This window comes from Candidimonas sp. SYP-B2681, assembly GCF_003971065.1.
In the GTDB taxonomy this organism is placed as follows: domain Bacteria; phylum Pseudomonadota; class Gammaproteobacteria; order Burkholderiales; family Burkholderiaceae_B; genus Pollutimonas.
This window is the reverse complement of sequence record NZ_RYDV01000001.1, coordinates 772,879-793,757: the sequence shown is the minus strand read 5'-3', so window position 1 is coordinate 793,757 and position 20,879 is coordinate 772,879. Positions and strand designations below refer to the sequence as shown.

Sequence of the window (20,879 nt, the reverse complement as noted above, 5' to 3'; positions counted from 1 at the left end):
TATTAAAAAAGATTGACAAGGGTCCGCCTGAGAACCGGGGCCAAAGCAGCTAAACCATTCAGACACGCCTCAGCGAATGGCCAGGCCGCGCGATTGGCTACCTTCATTTGGGTCAATACGGACTACTAGCCCGACGAAAGTGGAGCACGTCGTAAGCGGTATTCCGCATGTCTCACTCAGAGTAGGACCTTAAGATATTCCCATGCATATCGTTTCGTCGGTAAAGAAAGCCCGATTACTGATGCAACGCTTGAAACCAAGAAACCGTCGCTATTGCTATTTCAAATGAATACCGCCGAGCAATAACTGGCGGTGTACAGAAATCCGGTTCTGAAGACCGCCGGGTTAAGTTCGCAAGGTGTGGTCTTTAATTTGAGGAGAAACACAATGAGTAAAAAACTGTCTGCAATTGTCCTGGGCATTACGTTGGCCTATGGTGCCACGGCTGCCATAGCCGCGGACGAGGCCACGATTTTCCAAAGCGGCTGGTATAACAATGCATCCATTCAGCAAATCGACGGTGACTTATCGTTTGCCAGCATCTCGCAAGGCGGAATTGGCAACAATGCCGTCGTAGTGCAAGACTTTGTGGCTGTGGGTCATGCCGAGATAACCCAAAATGGTAATTTCGGAACGGCCACGATCAATCAAAGCAGTCGATTCGCGGTTAATGGCACTGGGAATAGCAATGGAATGCGCGAGCACAGCAGCTATCAGACCGCGTCCATCAATCAGACCCGCGGTTGGAATAATGATGCATTGGTAACACAAACCGGCAGCAGCGTCGATGCGGGCATTACCCAGGCTGGTGTTGGAAATACAGCAGGCATTCTTCAACACGGCACCGGCAATGCGTTTGACCGCGCAACCATTAGACAGAACGGTATGTATAACGAGGGCAATATTACCCAGTCCGGCACAAATCTGATCGCGACGATTAGTCAGACGGGAGCACGGCACGATGCTGTTATTAATCAACTCGGCGCTAACAAGACCGCGACCATCACTCAGCTCGGCGGGTACCACAACGTTGCGTCTATTATGCAGCGCTAACTAAAACGACATATAGGCGTAGCACTTCAAGCGTTGCGGGTGAGTCGGACACTTGCTCGTGACGGGTATGTAAACGATTGCACAACGATTGCCGCTAGGTACGCGTTGTGTAATCGCCTCTATCCATTTGGCGGCTATCCAAGACAACATAAGAGCTAGCGCGAACCAGGTCCTCCTGCCGTTTCCAGCCGGCAACGAATATATTACAGCCTGTTAAATTGGGCAGCGTTTGTGTTTTAATAAGCGCCGACAGTGCGACGGTAGCACTGCGCTTTTATCCCAATAAGAACCGGCGGTCAGAATGAGTTGTACGATCCGGCCCTCGACAGGATCATTATGCGCATCCCCGAACTTCTGGGCGCGCTCGTCACTCTTGAATCGTTGGTCGCAGAAGGCGATTAACGATTCAAGGCCCGTATCGTTTCCCATGCGTCTGAGACGCCACGCGTCCATGTCTTCCGTACCGATCCCGGGCGAGGGCCATACCTGAGCGCCCGGCGGGTGGATAAGACATACTCAAGGGATCGCAGGTCGTGCACCGTGCGCCATAATCATCCAGACGCTACCTCGGGGGAACCCGACTCGGACGTACGACAATCATTTTGGAACTTAAGCAGCATGAAAAATTGGACCATTAAACAACGCATCCTCGGCAGCTTCGCCATCATTCTGGGCATGATGGCCTTGATGGCGGGAGTGGCTTACGTGCAACTGTCGCAAATCGTCAAGGAATCGGCCTCCATACAAGAGGACGGGATCCCAGGGCTGTATTACAGCATGCGGATTGACTCCGTCATGCTCGAACAACGCTTGCTTATTCAGCGTCTTGCGAGGATCCACGCATCTGGAGACGTCGCAGCCGGAGACGTCCTGAAGGGTGAGCAGGATAGCCTGCGGAAAAGCCTGGTCCGATTGAGCCAGATGACGCATGGCTATGAGGCGGCGGTTCTGGGGGACATCGAGCGCGCCATGTTTGTTGAATTCACGCGTGCACGCGCCAAATACGAACAGTCGTTGACAGACCTGCTGAAAATGGATGAGTCCCAAAATATTGCTGCACAGACCCTGGTAACTGCACAGGTTCTTCCCGCCTGGGAAGAGCTCGAAGCGGTGGCCGAGGAAATGGTAACGCTGAACAAGGCGACCGCAGATGAAGCGGTGAACAACATCGTCAGTTCCGTGACATCCAGCATGATCATCATGATGACAGCCTTGCTCGCAGCGGTAGCGGCTGCGTCTGTATGCGGCTATTTCCTTCTACGCGCGATCAACATACCGATGCAACAGCTTCTCGGTCTCCTGGGGGTCATGCGCTCCGGCGACTTCTCGCAGCGGCTCAACCTAAGACGGCGCGACGAATTCGGTGCGATGGAGTCCGGGTTCAACCGCATGACTGACGAATTGACCGCGTTGGTCGGGCAGGCTCAGGACTCCGCTGTCCAAATGGCCACGTCGGTGACCGAGATCGCTGCCACCGCCAAGCAACAGCAGGCTACCGCGACCGAAACTGCCGCTACCACGAGCGAAATCGGCGCCACGTCGCGCCAAATTTTCGCGACTTCGCGCGACCTGGTCCGCACGATGAGCGAAGTATCGGTTATGTCCGAACAAACCGCGTCGCTGGCCGGCGTAAGCCAGGAAAGCTTGACTAGCATGGAAGAGACCATGCTACATGTGACGGAAGCGGCCGGATCGGTCAACAACAAGCTGGCAATCTTGAATGAGAAAGCGAGCAACATCAACCAAGTGGTCACGACCATCACCAATGTCGCCGCGCAAACCAACCTGCTGTCGCTCAACGCTGCGATTGAGGCGGAAAAGGCAGGCGAATACGGACGAGGCTTTTCTGTGGTTGCCACCGAAATCCGCCGGCTGGCTGACCAGACCGCCGTTGCGACCTACGATATCGAGCAAATGGTCAAGGAAATTCAGTCAGCGGTGGCTGCCGGAGTAATGGGGATGGACAAATTCTCCGACCAGGTCCGTCGCGGCATGACCGACATGCGACAGGTGGGCCATCAGCTCGGGCAAATCATCCAGCAGGTGCAGGCGCTGGCACCCCGTTTCAATATGGTCAATGAGGGCATGCAGGTACAGGAAAACGGCGCCGAGCAAATTAACCAGGCACTGGGCCAGTTGAGCGAAGCGGCCCAGCAAACCGTCGAGTCACTACAACAGTCCAACCAGGCGATCGACGAGTTGAACCAGGTAGCTAATGGCCTGCGCAACGGCGTTGCGCGCTTTAAGATTTCGGCGTAACGATAGCGGGCACGGCGGTGTCCCGGTAAGCCGGGCATCCAATCCCCATAAAAACATGCTTTTTCTCTTATTCCAACTCGACAATGACCGATATGCGCTCCCGGCCACGCAGGTTGCGGAAGTGTTGCCCCTCATTGAACTGAAGCACATTCCCAACGCGCCGGCGTGGGTGGCGGGGGTTTTCAGCTACCAGGGTGCGCCTGTCCCGGTCATCGACTTGAGCATGCTGGCCCTTGGCCGGGCGGCACAACGACGCTTGTCAACCAGGACGGTATTGGTGCACTATCCGCATTCTGGCGTGCAAGGCCACTTGCTCGGATTAGTTGTCGAGAGAGCGACCGAAACCTTGCAGTGCGATCCGGACACGTTCGTCGCCTACGGCGTCGACAACAACGATGCACGCTATCTCGGCCCGGTGCTCGCCGACCCGCGCGGGCTGATCCAATGGATCAAGGTAACGGATTTGCTGCCGAAGCCAGTGCAAGCGCTACTGTTTCCGGTACAGGAAGCGATATGAGCGAATTGGCGCAATTCGAGACGTTGCTTAAGCAGACGATGGGGCTGAACGCAAAATCGGTGGGCCTCGCCATGATTGAACGTGCCGTGCGCGACCGGTGCGCCGTTAATGGTGCCCTCGATATCGCTGCCTATTGGCGCCAGGTGAAGGAGTCGCCGGCTGAATTGCAAGAGCTGATTGAGCTGGTGGTTGTGCCTGAAACCTGGTTCTTTCGGAACGGCGAAGCGTTCAAGGCGCTGGCACGGCTGGCACTATCACATACGCTTCGCTCGGACCGCCGGTTACGGATTCTGAGCCTCCCTTGCTCAACCGGCGAGGAGCCATACTCAATGGCTATGGCGCTTCTCGACGCTGGCGTGTCTTCGACCAGGTTTCACATCGATGCACTGGACATTAGTGCGTGTTGCATTGCTATGGCGCAGCGCGCGACATACGGCATGAATTCATTTCGCGGTAAGGATCTCGAGTTTCGCGACCGCCATTTTGTGGCGGTTGGGGAACGTTATGCGTTGGCCGAGACGGTACGGTCTAAAGTGCGGTTCCGTCGCGGCAATCTGTTTGAGCCGGCATTGCTCGCGGATGAAAGCGGCTACGATTTCATTTTTTGCCGCAATGTACTGATCTACTTCGGCGACGCCGAGCAAGCGCAGGCAGTAAGCGTGCTCAACCGACTTTTGAGTGAAACCGGCATGCTCTTCGTTGGACCTTCAGAAGGTGGTGTGCTGTTCCGCGAAAAAATGGTTTCGGCGAACCTGCCGCTGGCGTTTGCATTTCGGAAGACGGCGGCTGCGCCGCCCTCACAGACGAACAGCGCATTGCCGGTCAGTCGATCCGCGGAATCAAAGCCGGATGTGCCGGCGAGGGCACGCAGTGCATGGACGCCAAGGCCCGGGGCGGCACCGGCCCGACCGGTGTACGGCCAGGGGCAAGGCCAGGCGCAAGGTCGTGCGTCACTAGCGCCCCGCCGATCGGATGTGGTGCCAGCCTCTGCGCCCGTTTCTCGGGAGAGTTCCGACAACGATCCCATTGCGGTCGCTGCGCGACTGGCGGATCAGGGACAATTGCGGGAGGCAGCTCAACTATGCAAACGGCATGTGCAAGACCATGGGCCTACTGCAGCCGCGTTTTATTTGTTGGGGCTGGTCAGTGACGCGGCCGGCCATCATCGGGAAGCGCGTGAACATTACCGCAAAACACTTTACCTCGATCCGGACCATACGGAAGCATTAGTGCACCTTGCTGCGCTCCTCGAAATGCATGGCGACACAGCCGGTGCCAGGCAGATGAACGATCGCGCACGGCGCTCAACCACAAGACACCTTAATTGACATGGGTAAAACGTCTGATAGCTTAGGAATGCCGCCGATGCCGCGCTTTAACGATTGCTGGAACCGGATCGGTATCCGCGGCGACGGTTCGTGCCCGGAACTGCAACGTCATGTGCATTGTCGCAACTGTCCCACTTACAGTGAGGCGGCCGCCAAGCTGCTCGATCGGGCGGCCCCTATCGGCGAGGCAGCGATCTGGCGTAGCGAGTCTGCCAGCCCGGAGCGGCTGCCAATGGACGGCACGGAATCAGTTCTAATTTTCCGGGTCGGGGGCGAATGGCTCGGACTTCAAAGCGCATTCATCAAGGAAATTGCGGAGGAGCGCAAGATCCATTCACTGCCACACCAGCGCAACGCCGCTGTGCTCGGGATTGTCAACATTCGCGGTGCGCTGCTGCTGTGCATGTCGCTGACACGGCTGTTGAATGTTGAAAAGGCCACCGGGGAAGAGCAGATTCAGAATCGTAACTTGTTTAAACCCATGCTGGTAACGAACCACGGGGAACACGCGATCGTATTTCCTGTTGATGAAGTGGATGGCGTACATCGCTTTTCGCCGTCGGCATTGGCAGCCATCCCTTCTACCGTCGACCATACGGCCGCGATTTACACCAAGGGCATTCTTCCGTGGCGGGACAGGACGGTCGGGGTTCTCGACGGCGATTCGTTGTTTTATGCGCTAAATCGGAGCATCGTATGAGTGCAAACGATTCGGATTCACTGTCGCTGCTGGACTTGTTCCGGCTGGAGGTGGAAACGCACGTGCGATCGCTGAGCGCCGGTTTGCTTGCGCTGGAACGAGTGCCTGCTTCGGCCAAATATCTCGAAGAATGCATGCGTGCCGCGCACTCTCTCAAGGGTGCCGCACGCATTATTGGGCTTGCTGCCGGGGTGGATGTCGCTCATGCGATGGAAGAGTGCTTCGTGTCGGCACAACAGGGCAGGCTAGTCCTAGGCGCTGCTCAAATTGACGCTTTGTTGCGTGGCTCGGATCTTGTGCATCGGATTGCCAATCCGCCGACAAACGACATTGCTTGGGCTGACAGCGAAGGCAGGAGCGAGATCAACGGCTTTCTGGATATGCTCGGCATCAGCCTTCATGGGGCCAATGCCGTCCTCGCGCAGCCGCAGGCTGCATCGCCATCAATTCTGCTGGAAGGAACGGCCACGCCGGTGGAGCACGTCCTTACTACGCCCGTTAACGCCTTATTACAAGAGCCGGATCGCGACGCACTGCGGGCCTCAGCGTCACGCGAGCACACGGACCGGGCGCTGCGCGTCACGGCCGAAAATCTTAATCGTTTGCTCAGCTTGTCGGGTGAGTCGCTGGTGGAATCGCGTCGTCTGAAGCCGTTCGCAGAGTCCATGCTGCGCCTGCAGCGCCTGCAGCGCAACACCATGCGCTCTCTGGAGGGCGTCCATGAGGAACTGGCCGATTTACGGCTCAGTGACCGCGCGCAAACCAGCCTTGCCGAGGTACGCCGCCTTCTCGCCAAATGTCAGCAGATGTTGTCCAACCAGTTAGTGGAATTGGAAACGTTCGACCGGCGGTCCGTTAACCTGTCGCAGCGCTTGTACGATGAGGCACTTGCTTGCCGGATGCGGCCCTTTGCGGACACCACCGGCACCTACCCGCGCATGGTGCGGGACTTAAGCCGCTCGCTCGGCAAGCTGGTCCGGCTGGACATCGTCGGTAACCACACCGCGATCGACCGCGATATCCTGGAGCGCCTTGACACGCCCTTGGGGCATCTGTTGCGCAACGCGGTCGACCATGGGATCGAATCCCCGGGCCAACGGCTTAGCAGCGGCAAGCAAGCTGAAGGGGTAGTGACCATGGAGGCACGGCACTCTGGCGGAATGCTTCAAATCAATGTTGCCGACGATGGCGGTGGCATCGACCTGGACGCGCTACGCGCCGCCATTATTCAGCGCAATTTGGGAAGTCACGACACCGTCGCACAGATGAGCGAACCTGAGCTACTCGAATTCTTGATGCTCCCGAACTTTACAACGCGGGATAGGGTGACTGAGATTTCCGGGCGCGGCGTCGGTTTGGACGCGGTCTCAAACATAATCAAACAGCTGCGCGGCACGATCCGGATATTTACCACCAAGGGGCGGGGAACCCGATTCCAGTTGCAACTGCCGCTCACGCAGTCAATAGTGCGCAGTCTCCTGGTAGACATCGGTGGAGAGCCATATGCGTTTCCGCTCGCCTATGTCAATTGCACGCTCGAGCTTGCCCAAGAGAAAATCGACTGTGTGCAGGGCAAGCAGCACTTCGCGTTCCAGGGGCGGCGGATCGGACTGGTCACTGCACACCAGATCATGCAAAGCGGCGTAATGGCGCAGCCCGGCGCCACCGTTCCGGTGGTGGTGGTAGGCGAGCAGCACAGTGAGTACGGCCTGGTGGTCGACCGATTCCTTGGTGAACGCATGTTGGTGGCACAGCCGCTTGACCAGCGCCTTGGAAAGGTGAAGGATATCGCGGCCTGCGCTATTCTCGAAGATGGCTCCCCTGTACTGATCGTTGATGTCGACGACATGATTCGGTCAGTGGAAAAGCTGATCAGTGCCGGTGAAATCGAAAATGTGCAAAATCATTCCGGCTCTGGCAGTGCGCCTCGGCGCAAGCGTGTGCTGGTGGTGGACGATTCCTTGACGGTGCGTGAACTCGAGCGAAAACTCCTAACCAGTCAAGGCTATGACGTCACCATTGCAGTGGACGGCATGGATGGTTGGAATGCTGTTCGTAGCGAGCGATTCGATCTGGTGGTTACCGATATCGATATGCCGCGGATGGACGGCATCGAGTTGGTTACCTTGATCAGAAAGACCCCGAGCCTGGCGTCGACCTCTGTAATGATTGTGTCGTACAAAGAGCGCGAGGAAGACCGGCGCCGCGGGCTCGATGCCGGTGCCGACTATTATCTTGCGAAGGGCGCATTTGATGGCGGAACCCTCCTACGAGTAGTAAGAGATTTGATTGGAGCGGCGGACGCATGAAGATTGGCATCGTCAATGATTTGCCGCTTGCGGTCGAGACGTTGCGTCGGGCGCTCGCGCTGCGACCGGATCATGAAGTGATCTGGGTCGCGCATGATGGCGAACAGGCTGTCCAGCTATGCAAAGCGCAAAGACCGGACTTGGTATTGATGGATGTGGTGATGCCGCACTTGGACGGAGGCGAGGTCACCCGGCGGATCATGAAGCAAAGCCCTTGTGCCATCCTGATCGTGACGCTGGATGTGGGTGCCCAAGCAAGGAAAGTCTACGAGGCGTTGGGGTGTGGCGCGGTGGACGCGGTTGACACGTCCGGCCTGATGCGCGAAGACTTCGCGCGGGGCGCCGCGCCCCTGTTGTCGAAAATAGAAATGGTTAAGCGGTTGATCGCCGAGCGGCAGAGTCAGGGCGATGGCACCGCTTCCGTACCGGTGTCGACGGGCAAGGGATCGACTCGCCTTGTCGCGATTGGGGCCTCAGCAGGAGGGCCCGGCGCGCTCGCCACGGTCCTGCGCAAGCTTCCTGCTAACTTTCCGGCGGCGGTGGTCGTCATCCAGCATATCGATGCTGCGTTTGCGCACGGCATGGCGGAGTGGCTTGGCCAGCAGTGCTCGCTGCCGGTCCGCATAGCCAGCGAGGGCGATCGAGCGGTCTCCGGAACGGTACTGGTGGCAGGTACCGACCAGCATCTTAGGCTTAAAGGCGCCGAACGGCTAGGCTATACTCCGGACCCGGCCGGCAGTCCGTACCACCCGTCAATTGACGTGTTTTTCCACAGCGTCGTTAGTATGTGGCGCGGAGACGCCGTCGGGGTTCTTCTTTCGGGCATGGGGCGCGACGGCGCAAGCGGTTTGAAGGCCATGCGTGACAAGGGGTACTATACGATCGCGCAAGATCGTTCTTCCAGCGCCGTGTACGGCATGCCTAAGGCCGCAGCTGAACAGGGGGCGGCAGTAGCTGTTGTACCCTCCGAACTCATCGCATCGAAACTAATTATTGCGTTCGCATGAAACGCGCAGGATGAAGCAAGAATGGATTTAGATGCGTTGCACCGCCTTAATGCGGGATGGCCCGCAGCTCGGGACAACTACAAGATAATGGTGCTGCTGGTGGACGATCAGCCCTTGGTTGGGCAGGCAATACGTCTCGCATTGGCGTCGCAGCCGCACATCAACTTCCATTACTGCTCGCGGGCCGAGGAAGCACTCGCTGTCGCGGAGCTAACCAAGCCCACCGTGATCCTGCAGGACCTGGTGATGCCCGGTGTGGACGGGCTCGCTTTGGTACACCAGTATCGCACCAATCCAGCCACAGCCGACATCCCGATCGTCGTATTGTCGAGCACAGAAGATCCCGCCATCAAAAGAGCCGCGTTCGCCGCAGGCGTGAACGACTATATGGTGAAAGTGCCAGATACGATTGAACTGGTGGCCCGAATCGAATACCACTCCCGTTTCTATATCAGCCTGCAGCAGCGCGACGCGGCGTTCCAAGCGCTGCAAGAGAGCCAACAAAAGCTGCAGGAAATCAATCTGGAGCTGCTGCGGCTAACCAATACCGACGGATTAACCGGCATCGCTAACCGCCGGTATTTCGATGATTACCTGGAAGCCGAGTGGCGGCGCGCCAAACGCGAGCGGGCCGAGATTTCGATGTTGTTGATCGACGTCGACAACTTCAAAGGCTACAACGATACCTATGGTCACGTCGCAGGGGACGAGTTGTTGCGGCGAATCGCCGCCGCGATTCAGGCTGTTTGTAAGCGGCCTGCCGATCTTGCCGCACGTTTCGGTGGGGAGGAGTTCGCGTTGATACTGCCTAGAACCACTGCGGGTGGCGTCGCGCTGCTTGGGGAAATCGTACGGCACTCAGTAGCGGAACTGGCGATTTCGCACGCTGCGGCTTCCACGAGCGACCGGGTGACCGTCAGTGGTGGCGGAGCCACCCTGATCCCCATCGAAGGCGAAGTTCCAGCTCGCCTGATTGAACTTGCCGACAGCAGATTATATCGAGCCAAGAATCAAGGTAAAAACCGTATGGTTATGGTGGACTGAGGTCTGAGGTAGACCTTGGATGGGCAACTGGCATTCATCGACTGATATCGTAAGTTCCCCATATAGCCGACGCCGCGTGCAATCGTGGCGATCCATGCGCCGGCTACTATGAGCCATATACCTTTATATGGCGGTGTGCTCATATAGGATGGCGGATCCGATACCGATCAGCGCCACTCCACCGAGTATTTCGGCTCGCTTTCCAGCCACCACTCCAATTAGCCGGCCGACCATAACGCCGAGCGTGACCATTACCAGCGTGGCCAGTCCGATGGCTGCTGCCGTTATCAAGATATTGTTATCGATAAACGCAAGGCTTACGCCAACAGCCATAGCATCGATGCTGGTGGCAAAGCCGGTCGCTGCGAGTAGCCAGAATGAGTGGCGGATCACAGGGGCGGTCTGGGATTTTTCATTCCTCAGGCCATTTCGTATCATCAAGGTGCCCAGGATTAAAAGCAAACCGAATGCGATCCAATGATCCCAGTCTGACACGAACCCAGCGGCGATAGAGCCCAGCGCCCAGCCCACCAATGGCGTAATGGCTTCGATCACGCCGAAAATAAGACCAGTTCGTAGTGCTTCTGATATGTGAGGTTTGTGAAGCGCGGTGCCTTTACTGATGGCAGCGGCGAACGCGTCGGTAGACATAGCCAACGCTAGAATCATCGTAGATACAAAATTCATTTGCGGTCATTCCAGCCGGGCGACACATGGACATATGCATGCGGCCCGGCGGCCCACGCAGATGTCTATGGTCTCGCCATGCCTTTCGGCCGCTTGCGCCATGGCTGAGAAGCCAAGAATGTTGACGCAACCCTTTCGTACGCGACGAAAGTAGGCTACTCCCCAAAGAGATGGCTACATTGTACCCTGGGCGACCACTTATCTTCGGTGGCCCAAGCCGTGAGTGGCAGGCCACCTTGCCAATCTCAACGGAAAAGAGCGTTCGCGAGAATAAGTATCGCCAATTAGGCAGGCTTAAAACAATAAGGGGCTTAAAGATCAGGGCTTCAACTGATCCCGGATTTCACCGCCTTTGTGCGCAGCGCTATGCACGTTGACGTAAAGATTGCCCGCTTTATATGCCTGGTATTGCGCGTCGGTCAGTTTTGCATTCGCCGGCACCATCCATTGGTTTTCTCCTTTCTTTTCCAAGGTGATGATGGGAGGACCGTTCTTGCCGGCGAGCCCCTCGTGGATGTGCGCCACGGTACCAACTACGCCTGAAGTGGTGACGCTGCCGCTCACTGTTTTATCGTCGCCAATGGTGATGGTGCCGTTGCCCTTGGCCGCCGTGGTGACGGCAGGAACCTCTTGGGCGCCGCTCAACATTACTTTGCTCTCGGCAGCCATGGCCACGCTATAGATGGCAATCAGACCGCCAACGATTGCTGTGCTTACAAGGACCGCGAGGCGAGGTTGAGAAAAAATTGAATCTGTACTCATGTGATCACTCCTTAATGGAAAGGCACCGGCTAGGATTAACGGGCCTGATCGCGCGTCGACCAAACCTCAAAGAAGCATATTTGATGCCTGCCACTTCTGACGTGTCGCTGGGCGAGGCACAAGCTCCGTGAACTACCAGACTTCGACCCGCGTCTATGGTGGATTTGGTATACCCTGCGTCTTTTGCAGGGCAGGGCGTACTCGGCTCGCCGAACATACTTGTTTGTCGCCCGCGAATTTAGTTGATCTTGATATCTGCCTGTTTGGCGAGCGCTTTCCACATAGGCACTTCCGTCTTTACCACCTGGTCCAGTTCAGCAGAGGTACCTCCGATAGCGACGGCTCCCTGCGCAAGAAAAGCGGCCTGTACTTTTGTGTCTTTGGCCGCAGTCGAAATGGCGGCCTGGATTTTATCGACGATCGCTGGAGGTGTATTGGCGGGTGCGAACATTGCATACCACGAGTCGACGTTGAATTCTTTGATGGTTTCAGAAACGGACGGAACGTCCGGAAGGACTGGGGTACGGTCTTTGGTCGAAACAGCCAATGCTTTCAGGCGACCGCTTTTGACGTGCTGCGTGACCGATGGCAAGGAAACCCATAATAAGGGTATTGTTCCGCCCAATACATCGATCGTTGCTGGGCCGCCACCCCGATACGGAATGTGCGTAAGCGTTAACCCGGTTTTCAATTTGAAGAGTTCTCCCGCAATATGGCTGGGAGACCCTGTTCCGGCCGAACCATATGGAATGGCATCGGGTCGCTTCTTGGCGTACTCGATCAGCTCCGCTAAAGACGATGGAGGGAATGTCGGGTGGGCTACCAGAATTTGCGGCGCCGAGGCGACCATCGATATTGGGGTGAAATCATTTTCGGTATCAAACGGCAGGGTGGTGTAGATCGCAGGATTGATCGTGTGGGAAGACAAGGTGATCAGCAACGTATAGCCATTAGGCGCCGCCTTGGCTACCGCTGCCGTACCAATGGTACCGCCCGCGCCTCCCTTGTTTTCCACAACCACCGGCTGTCCAAGGATTTTGGACAAAGGGTCTTGCAAAATTCGCGCCGCCACATCAACGCTACCGCCAGCTGGATACGAGACGATCAAGTTTATCGGCTTTTCAGGATAGGCTTCTGCGGCGCCCGCAGCCAGCGCTGGAGACATGGCGAAGCATCCCACGACTCCAGCAAGAACCATACGCCGTGTCGCACGGCTAAGCACAGAGCGGCCGTTTAGGTCAGCATTGCGTGTGGCGATAATCATGGTGCGTCCTTTTTCTTATGATGAACGGACACGGAAAGCGTCCGCTTTTTATGCTCTCGAAAAATTCGAGTTGGGACACCATTCTATGGGTTCTGAAACCGATAAAGTCGATTCTGTAATACAGAATGATAATGAGAAAATACCCGATTTGAATAACCGCCGCGAGCTGGCTCAAGAACCATCGGCTAGCCGGCTTCGGTAAATCTTCCAAAGGCCTTAGCACCGACACGTACTGACATTGACGCACTCATCGGCTGTCAGACTTCCTACTTTAGGTCAGTATTGTGGATCGCAGGCAATTTAAACGAAACGGTTGTTCTAAAAATACGAACCCCTGGTTTCATATTGGCGAATTGATTGGTGTAGGCGTGCATGACAGAATGGCCAGCTAAAAAGCTTAAGTTCCAATGAATTAGGGAGACATAGATGCTTGTAAAAACCTTGATGAGTGCGATGGCATTGGCTGCCACGATGTGTGCGACAGCTCCGCTCCATGCGGCGGAATATCCTGTTCGGCCAATTACGATTATGGTCGGATTTCCGCCTGGAACATCGACCGACGCCATAGCCCGCATCATCGGCGAACAGTTCAGTAAGGATTGGGGGCAGCCCGTCATCGTCGACAATAAGCCAGGTGTGGGCGGAAGCTTGGCGGTAGCCCAAGTGGCCAAGGCGGCTCCGGACGGATACACGTTAGTGCTGTCTGCAACTGCACCCATGAACATCAATCCGCACGTCTACAAGAAACTTAACTACAACGCACTGACAGACTTTGAAGCCATCGGCCAAAGCACATGGTTGCCTTACTTGCTGGTGACGAATAAGCAGAAAGGGCTGGACAGCTTTCAGAAAATCATGGACTACGCTCGCAAGAATCCAGAAGACCTTACCTTTGCGTCCATCGGAATGGGAACCACTAGCCATCTATTGATGGAAATGTTGATGAAGCAAACAGGAACGAAGATGATTCACGTTCCCTATACGGGCAGTAGCCAAGCTCAAACGGACATTATTGGCGGAAACGTCGACATGACGTTTGATACTCTGGTGTCGACCTTGCCTCATGTAAAGTCCGGCAGACTCCAGGCGATCGCTGTCAGCACTGAAGGACGCGCGAAATTGGATCCGTCGATTCCGACAATCGCTGAAGAGGGTGTCAAAGGCTTCAACATGGGCGCATGGTTGGGTTTTTTTGCACCCAAAGGAACTCCCAAAGAAGTCGTGCAAAAATTGCATACTCAATTGAACCGCACGCTAGCCAATCCCGATGTCAACAAGAAACTTTCGGCGCTGGGATCAGAGGTTGTCATGAGCGATTCGCCTAAAGCCTTTCAGCAAATGGTAGAAGAGAACTTCCAGATTTGGGGCGAGTTAGTAAAAGAAGCAGGGGTATCACAGAAATGACGAATAAATACAGCATCGAAGAACAGGAAGCGCGGGTCAATCTTGCCGCATGCTATCGACTCATGCCGCTTTTCGGCATGAGCGACTTGATCTATAACCACATCACCGTCCGCATTCCCGGAACGGACGATGAGCTGTTGATCAACCCATATGGGTTCATGTATGAAGAAATCACAGCATCCAGCCTGATCAAGATTAACCTTAAGGGCGAAGTTCTTGAAAACCCCAATAAGGATTACAGCTTGAATGAGGCAGGCTATGTCATACATAGCGCCGTGCACGGTGCCCGCCACGATGTGGGCTGTGTCATCCATACGCATTCGCGGGCAGGAATGGCTGTGTCGGTGATGAAAGAAGGGCTTTTGCCGTTAACTCAAACGGCCATGCGTTTCAAGAATATTGCGTATCACGACTACGAAAGTGTTGCCATTAACATGGATGAGCAATCCAGATTAGTAGCGGACTTAGGCATGCAGGACGCAATGGTGTTGCGTAATCACGGCCTTCTCGTGGCCTCGCCCAGTATTGCGGAAGCATTCAACGCCATGTATTGGCTAGAGATGGCGTGTCGCGCCCAGGTTGATGCGATGTCTTCGGGCGCCACCTTGATCATTCCCTCGGACGAGGTGGTGACAAAAACGCATCGTCTCTATCAGCCAGACGTGCGCCGGCCTTTTGGATTGATGGAATGGCCGGCCATGTTGCGATACCTTGATCGCCGCGATTCCAGCTACAAAAGCTAAGGTAGGCGTATGAGCAACAAAGGTATTTTTTCGTTGGAAGGGCAGGTGGCTCTTGTGACTGGATCCTGTCAAGGTCTTGGGCTTGAAATTGCGAGGGGACTAGCCGAACATAAGGCAACGGTGCTGATCCATGGCCGGGAAGAGGCTAAAGCCAAGCTGGTAAGCACCCGCCTTCAAGCGCAAGGCCTAAAAGCAGATTGGATCGCGTTCGACATCAACGATAAAGCGGGTAGGGATCGCGCATTTACCGATATACAGGAGCGGCATGGCGGTTTGCATGTGCTGGTCAATAATGCCAGCATCCGGGCGCGCAAGACTCTGGCCGGCCTATCGTCCGACGAGGTCGCAGGGATTGTTAATACTAATCTGCTGTCCACTATTGAAGTGACGCGCCTGGCGATAAACCTTATGCGTCCACGCCGCTATGGCCGAGTACTGACAATCACTTCGATTTCAGGGCGTGTAGTTCGATTTGGGGATTTTGCGTACCCGATTACAAAACAGGCGCTGGACGCTATGACTCGCTCGGCCGCCGTGGAATTTGGTCGGGATGGTATTGTGTGCAACGCGATTGCGCCGGGTACCTTCGCGACAGAGTTCAACCAACAATTGGTATCGACGCCCTCTAACATTGCCAAGATGCAGGACCGTAATCCTTTGCAGCGCTGGGGTGAGCCCGATGAAATCGTCGGGCCAGCGGTTTTCTTATGTTCTCCTGCTGCATCGTATGTGAACGGGCACACCATCGTGGCCGATGGTGGTTTTTCGATCGCGTTCTAACACTATTTTTAGCTAGCATTACGTAAAGCCGCGCGTAGAGAGGGTAGCACTAAGCGAACCGCATTCGCTGGCGATATCATGGCTCACTGTTTCGTACTAGCCATGACCTTTGCCTGCTCAACTACTATTCGAGGTAAGGAGCACCACGGGCAACTTGGTCTTATACAGATTTCCGCAATCGCAGGGCGTTGAATACGACTGAAGCCGAACTTAAGCTCATGGCCAGGGCTGCGAACATCGGAGACAGCAAGAGGCCGGTAAGCGGGTACAAGACCCCAGCAGCTAGGGGAACGCCGAGCGCGTTGTAGACGAAGGCAAAACCCAGATTTTGCTTCATATTCGCCACCGTAAGATCAGACAAATGACGTGCTATCGAAATACCGCGCAAGTCTCCCTTGACCAGTGTGACCTGCGCACTGTTCATCGCGACGTCGGTTCCCGTGCCCATTGCAATGCCGACATTCGCTTTGGCCAGGGCTGGCGCGTCGTTGATGCCGTCGCCCGCCATCGCAACAATCCGCCCTTGCGCTTGTAGCTTGCTGACTAGGTCGAGCTTGTCAGCGGGTTTCACCTCACCATGGACTTCGTCAATTCCCAGCCGTTGCGCTACGGCCCTAGCCGTTGATACGCCGTCTCCGGTCGCCATGATGACGCGAATTCCTGCCGCCTTAAGCTCCTGCATGGCTTCCGGTGTGCTCTTCTTGATAGGATCCGAGACGGCCAGCAAGCCTGCTAATTGACCGTCCATGGCCAGATACATAACGCTTGCACCGGTTTTTCGTAGCGATTCGGCGGTACTGGCCATGATCGTGACGTCCACGCCTTCTTGATCCATGAGGGTGGTATTGCCCAGGGCAAGGGTTTTGCCCTCGACATTACCGCGCACGCCAATACCGCTACCCGATTCGAACTCGTTCACTGCACTCAGGCTCAAACCGCGCTCACGCGCCGCGTAGACAATGGCATCCGCCAAGGGGTGTTCGCTACCCTGATCCAGGCTTGCCGCCAGCCGCAGCACTTCGTCGGCGTGCATGTCGCCGGCGGCAACGGCTTGCTCAAACGCAGGCCGGCCCTCTGTCAACGTCCCGGTTTTATCGACGATCAAGGTATCGACTTTGCGGAAATTCTCAATAGCCGCCGCATCGCGAAATAGGACGCCTTGGGTGGCGCCTCGTCCGGTCGCCACCATGATCGACATGGGGGTAGCCAATCCCAGTGCGCAGGGGCAGGCGATGATCAACACGGCCACCGCGTTGATTAGTCCATAGACCCAGCTCGGTTGGGGTCCAAAAAGCCCCCAGACCACCAGGGTAATCATCGCAATCGCGACGACGGCCATCACAAAATAGCCCGCGACGAAATCTGCCATGCGTTGCATGGGTGCGCGCGAGCGTTGCGCTTGCGCTACCAGTTGGACGATTTGCGAGAGCACCGTGGCGGAGCCGACCTTTTCGGCCCGTATGATCAGAGCCCCTGAGGTATTCATCGTCGCACCAATCACCTTGTCGCCCGGGCGCTTGCTGACCGGCAGAGATTCCCCCGTGAGCATGGACTCATCCAGGGAACTAGCGCCGTCTTCGACCACGCCGTCTACGGGGACTTTTTCGCCGGGGCGTACCCGCAAGCGATCGCCCTTATGAACGTGAGTCAGGGGCACATCCTCCTCGGTTCCATCCGGATTGATCCGACGGGCCGTTTTGGGCGCGAGCCCAAGCAGCGATTTGATGGCAGCCGACGTCTGTGAGCGCGCCCGCAGTTCGAGAATTTGGCCAAACAGGGTCAAGGAGATAATGACCACAGCGGCTTCAAAGTACACGGCCACACGACCCATGGACATAAAGGTTTCCGGGAAGACGCCGGGCGCCAGTGTCGCGACAACGCTATAGATGAAAGCGGCTGCCGTGCCAAGACCAATGAGTGTCCACATATTTGGACTGCGGTTGACGACCGATTGCCAGCCGCGAGCAAAGAATGGCTGCCCGGCCCATAACACCACCGGCAGCGACAATATCAGCTCTATCCATGTTTGCGTCGCCATGCTGAACCAGCCCAATTGGTGGCCGAACATGGCAAGGACTGTGATAACAACGGTAAATGGCAGCGTCCACCAAAAACGACGGGTGAAATCATCCAGTTCGGGATTGTCCTCTTCCAGGCTAGGCATCAGTGGTTCCAGCGCCATGCCGCATTTTGGACAGCTTCCCGGGTGGTCCTGTCGAATCTCGGGGTGCATGGGGCAGGTATAGACTGTGCCCGGCGCCGGGTGCTGCAGCCCTATTTCACTTTTATTTTTTTGTGTGAGGAATTTGTCCGGGTCGCTATTGAACGTCCCCATGCACTTTGCACTGCAAAAATAGAAGCGCTGTCTGTCGCGCTCAACATGGTGCGGCGAGCTTTCCTTTACGCGCATACCGCAAACCGGATCCGTGAGGTTGGGCCCGATAACGGGCACCTGTACATTGGGGTGGTGGTGACGGGGAGGATGTTGCTCAGAGTTTTTCGGCGTCATAACCAGAACGATTTTTCCGCGAGTAAGTTTCCGGTGCAGCCCCTCTACCGGGAGATGGCCGTAGGGAGCGCGACCGGCGATAGGTCCATCATGCCATAGAGGCGCGCATTTCTAAACGCCAATTAACCTTCGCGTGCATTACATTTTTGTCATGTAGCGCGCGACCCAGTGCCGCCGTCTGGTCACGATATTGGCGGAGCCTTGTCGGCGGCACTTTGCCCTTACGCTGGAAAATAGGTGAGGGACTGAGACCCGGCGGAATCACGCAAGCCCGTGTCAGACGATGCACTCCGGCAGTGCCGTCCGAACGGCCCACTAAGAAACGCTGCGATTATTGAGTAGCGGGAGGCGTCTCAAATCTATCGGCATACTTCATCATAATATCGGCCATGGCACGCATCATTTCGCCATGCATTTGCATCATGACTTTACCATTAGGCCCACTTGAGGGACCCATCATTGGGCAGCTACCCATCATTCCCATCATGCCGCCTTCCATCATCCCGCCTTGCTTCATGTGTTCTTTTTCAGAATAGGATTTCGCGGGCGCCTCTGCGCCCATAGAGGACGCGGCCCCTCGCATCGGCATGGGCATTTCGCCGCTAGGATTAGCGGCCATCGCTGTGCCATTCAGGTTCAACAAGAGGGCGGTAAGCGAGGTTGTGAATAACGTTGCAGTCTTCATGAGCATCTCCGAATAAAAAAATACGCCTTGGCGGTGCAAGGAGGGTATTCGCATGGGCGGGCGAATGAGGCGTTTAGCTTATGCGCGGAGGCGGAGCGGTCATGTCGAGCCTGGTCGGATTAAAGAATTGAGCGAGAAGAAGGCAGTATGGAGCAACCCTCATAGTTAAATAGTGTAGGTTATCGACTGACGTGGTGCTACGGTGGTTTACAAATTTTATAGCACCAATTATTGGTTTCAGCACTATCGAGCTGAGGGTGCGTGTTTGCTGGCCGATGGGTAAAAGAAGGGGAGTCCTTTCGTCCGGTGCAGGGAAGGGTGCATAGCCTTTCACGAGGACAACGGGCGAACTCGACCATGAGCACATGCGTCGCTGGAAAGGCCTGACGCGGCCCTTTTGCTATCTGGGCGTGCCCGTCGTGATCATGCCAATTGGCCTTGATGAGAACGGCATGCCTGTGGGAGTGCGGAGAGTCGGTCGCCCCGTATCCGAAGCGCGATTACTGTCGTTCGCGCACCAAATGTCGGTCGCTCGAGTTGCCACTCAACGCTAGAGCAGGTTTGAACTGATAGGAAACCGCGGGAAAAAAACCTGGGTGAAGATCACAATGCCGTTGTGCAGGACGTTTCGGTCGGCGCATGGGATATGTGTACATCATCTCATATGACGAACAGCATAATCCGAGGCCCATCACTCAGGAAATCAGCCAACTGGCAGGTGATCACGATGCCAAGATAGTATGACAAGACGACCGATTCTAAATAAAACGATATTCGGTCTCAGTAGCGGCGACGCACATATCGCATTCTTTCAAGGAGGAGCCTTCATGCAATCTGTCAGGAAGTTGTTCATCTTCGCGTCGCTGTCGCTGTCGCTGGCGATATTACCCATTGATCTGGCTTACGCTCAGTCTTCGCGAACCCACGAACTGAAAAGTCCGATCCGACTAATACATGGGCAAGCTCCGGGTGGGACGACCGACGCAATGGCAAGGTTATTGAGTAATGAATTGGCCGCGCGCCTGGGACTGGACGTAGTCGTTGAGACTCGACCCGGAGCGGGCACCACGATTGCCGCTGCTACGGTCGCGCGCGCGCCGGCAGATGGACAGACCTTGCTATTCACGGGAAGCGGACACTCAGTCAACGCCTCTCTTATCCCGAATCTCACGTTTGATACGGCAAAGGACTTCAAAGCCATTGGATTGGTGGCGTCTACGCCATACCTCTTGTTGACTACGCCGTCGATGCCCGTATCTACGGTGGCTGAGTTGCTCGCCTATTTAAAGCAACATCCGGACCAAGCCACGGTTGCTGTCACCAGCATCGGTTCCAGCCCGCATATTGCGGGCGCGTTGTTTCGGCAAAAGTCGGGCATTAATATGGAGCTAGTGCCCTACAAGGGCAGCTCCGCGCAGGTGGCCGATGTGATCTCTGGTAGGGTACCTATTGCCTTCGACAATATTGCGCTGATGGGGCCGCACCTTGAGGCCAAAACGCTTAAGCCGTTGGCGGTTACCTCTAAAGATCGCTCGCCAATGTATCCAGACATCCCGACCATGGCAGAGAGCGGCTTCCCTGATTTTGACATTGTAGGTTGGTTCGGCGCCTTGACACCGACAAACACACCGGACACGACGGTACAGATATTCAGTCGGGAGATCATCAACATGAAGCAAGATCCATCTTTCATTGATCAAGTGAAAAAATTAGGCGCAACAGTGATGCCGGGCGGCGCTGCCGAGGCCGAAACTTTCGTGCAAAACGACATCAAGAGAATGAGCCAGATGGTCAAGGCGCTTGAAATAAAGCTGCAGTAAATCACAGA

The 20,879-nt window shown here is 55.9% G+C and carries 17 protein-coding genes and 1 riboswitch; of the genes, 12 read left to right on the top strand and 5 right to left on the bottom strand.

Features of this window, described 5'->3' with window-relative positions:
- Positions 1-387 precede the first annotated feature (387 nt).
- From EKL30_RS03790 to EKL30_RS03755, 8 genes are all read left to right on the top strand, one after another.
- Positions 388-1,053 (top strand): hypothetical protein, encoded by a 666-nt coding sequence (locus EKL30_RS03790; protein ID WP_126705814.1) that lies wholly within the window; start codon positions 388-390, stop codon positions 1,051-1,053.
- 618 nt (positions 1,054-1,671) lie between these two features.
- Entirely contained in the window at positions 1,672-3,312 is a 1,641-nt protein-coding gene (locus EKL30_RS03785; RefSeq protein WP_126705813.1) for a methyl-accepting chemotaxis protein, read from the top strand.
- A gap of 55 nt (positions 3,313-3,367) precedes the next feature.
- On the top strand, positions 3,368-3,829 hold the full coding sequence (locus EKL30_RS03780; protein ID WP_199748469.1) for a chemotaxis protein CheW: 462 nt from the start codon (positions 3,368-3,370) through the stop codon (positions 3,827-3,829).
- The gene (locus EKL30_RS03775; protein ID WP_126705811.1) at positions 3,826-5,157 is read left to right on the top strand and encodes a protein-glutamate O-methyltransferase CheR; all 1,332 of its coding nucleotides are present in this window, start codon (positions 3,826-3,828) and stop codon (positions 5,155-5,157) included. Before EKL30_RS03780 ends, EKL30_RS03775 begins: the two co-directional genes overlap by 4 nt.
- Before the next feature lie 37 nt (positions 5,158-5,194).
- Positions 5,195-5,857, top strand: a complete 663-nt coding sequence (locus EKL30_RS03770; RefSeq protein WP_158618386.1) for a chemotaxis protein CheW — start codon at positions 5,195-5,197, stop codon at positions 5,855-5,857.
- Positions 5,854-8,166, top strand: a complete 2,313-nt coding sequence (locus EKL30_RS03765) for a hybrid sensor histidine kinase/response regulator (protein ID WP_126705809.1) — start codon at positions 5,854-5,856, stop codon at positions 8,164-8,166. Before EKL30_RS03770 ends, EKL30_RS03765 begins: the two co-directional genes overlap by 4 nt.
- Positions 8,163-9,173, top strand: coding sequence for a chemotaxis response regulator protein-glutamate methylesterase (locus tag EKL30_RS03760; RefSeq protein ID WP_126705808.1), 1,011 nt, complete (start codon positions 8,163-8,165; stop codon positions 9,171-9,173). Before EKL30_RS03765 ends, EKL30_RS03760 begins: the two co-directional genes overlap by 4 nt.
- Positions 9,174-9,194: 21 nt before the next feature.
- On the top strand, positions 9,195-10,217 hold the full coding sequence (locus EKL30_RS03755) for a diguanylate cyclase domain-containing protein (protein WP_126705807.1): 1,023 nt from the start codon (positions 9,195-9,197) through the stop codon (positions 10,215-10,217).
- 123 nt (positions 10,218-10,340) lie between these two features.
- Here EKL30_RS03755 and mntP read toward each other — a convergent pair whose 3' ends face one another.
- From mntP to EKL30_RS03740, 3 genes are all read right to left on the bottom strand, one after another.
- The gene (gene mntP, locus EKL30_RS03750) at positions 10,341-10,904 is read right to left on the bottom strand and encodes a manganese efflux pump MntP (protein ID WP_126705806.1); all 564 of its coding nucleotides are present in this window, start codon (positions 10,902-10,904) and stop codon (positions 10,341-10,343) included.
- 8 nt (positions 10,905-10,912) lie between these two features.
- Positions 10,913-11,080: riboswitch (yybP-ykoY riboswitch) on the bottom strand.
- 142 nt (positions 11,081-11,222) lie between these two features.
- Complete coding sequence (locus EKL30_RS03745; protein WP_126705805.1) at positions 11,223-11,666, bottom strand: CHRD domain-containing protein; 444 nt, start codon at positions 11,664-11,666, stop codon at positions 11,223-11,225.
- Positions 11,667-11,904: 238 nt separating this feature from the next.
- Positions 11,905-12,930 carry a tripartite tricarboxylate transporter substrate binding protein gene (locus tag EKL30_RS03740; protein ID WP_126705804.1) on the bottom strand — a complete coding sequence of 342 codons (1,026 nt, stop codon included), beginning with the start codon at positions 12,928-12,930 and terminating at the stop codon, positions 11,905-11,907.
- Between the two features lie 426 nt (positions 12,931-13,356).
- On the opposite strand from EKL30_RS03740, the gene EKL30_RS03735 reads away from it, so the two are divergent.
- From EKL30_RS03735 to EKL30_RS03725, 3 genes are read left to right on the top strand one after another with little or no spacing between them, the layout of a single operon-like run.
- Positions 13,357-14,334 carry a tripartite tricarboxylate transporter substrate binding protein gene (locus EKL30_RS03735; protein WP_126705803.1) on the top strand — a complete coding sequence of 326 codons (978 nt, stop codon included), beginning with the start codon at positions 13,357-13,359 and terminating at the stop codon, positions 14,332-14,334.
- A complete protein-coding gene (locus EKL30_RS03730; protein WP_126705802.1) occupies positions 14,331-15,077 on the top strand; it encodes a class II aldolase/adducin family protein in 747 nt (248 codons plus the stop codon). Before EKL30_RS03735 ends, EKL30_RS03730 begins: the two co-directional genes overlap by 4 nt.
- 9 nt (positions 15,078-15,086) lie before the next feature.
- Positions 15,087-15,857 carry an SDR family oxidoreductase gene (locus EKL30_RS03725; RefSeq protein ID WP_126705801.1) on the top strand — a complete coding sequence of 257 codons (771 nt, stop codon included), beginning with the start codon at positions 15,087-15,089 and terminating at the stop codon, positions 15,855-15,857.
- Positions 15,858-16,017: 160 nt separating this feature from the next.
- Here EKL30_RS03725 and EKL30_RS03720 read toward each other — a convergent pair whose 3' ends face one another.
- Positions 16,018-18,366, bottom strand: coding sequence for a heavy metal translocating P-type ATPase (locus EKL30_RS03720; RefSeq protein WP_126705800.1), 2,349 nt, complete (start codon positions 18,364-18,366; stop codon positions 16,018-16,020).
- Positions 18,367-18,697: 331 nt separating this feature from the next.
- Entirely contained in the window at positions 18,698-19,051 is a 354-nt protein-coding gene (locus tag EKL30_RS03715) for a hypothetical protein (protein WP_126705799.1), read from the bottom strand.
- An 827-nt stretch (positions 19,052-19,878) separates the two neighbouring features.
- On the opposite strand from EKL30_RS03715, the gene EKL30_RS03705 reads away from it, so the two are divergent.
- Positions 19,879-20,871, top strand: a complete 993-nt coding sequence (locus tag EKL30_RS03705) for a tripartite tricarboxylate transporter substrate binding protein (RefSeq protein WP_158618385.1) — start codon at positions 19,879-19,881, stop codon at positions 20,869-20,871.
- Positions 20,872-20,879 lie beyond the last annotated feature (8 nt).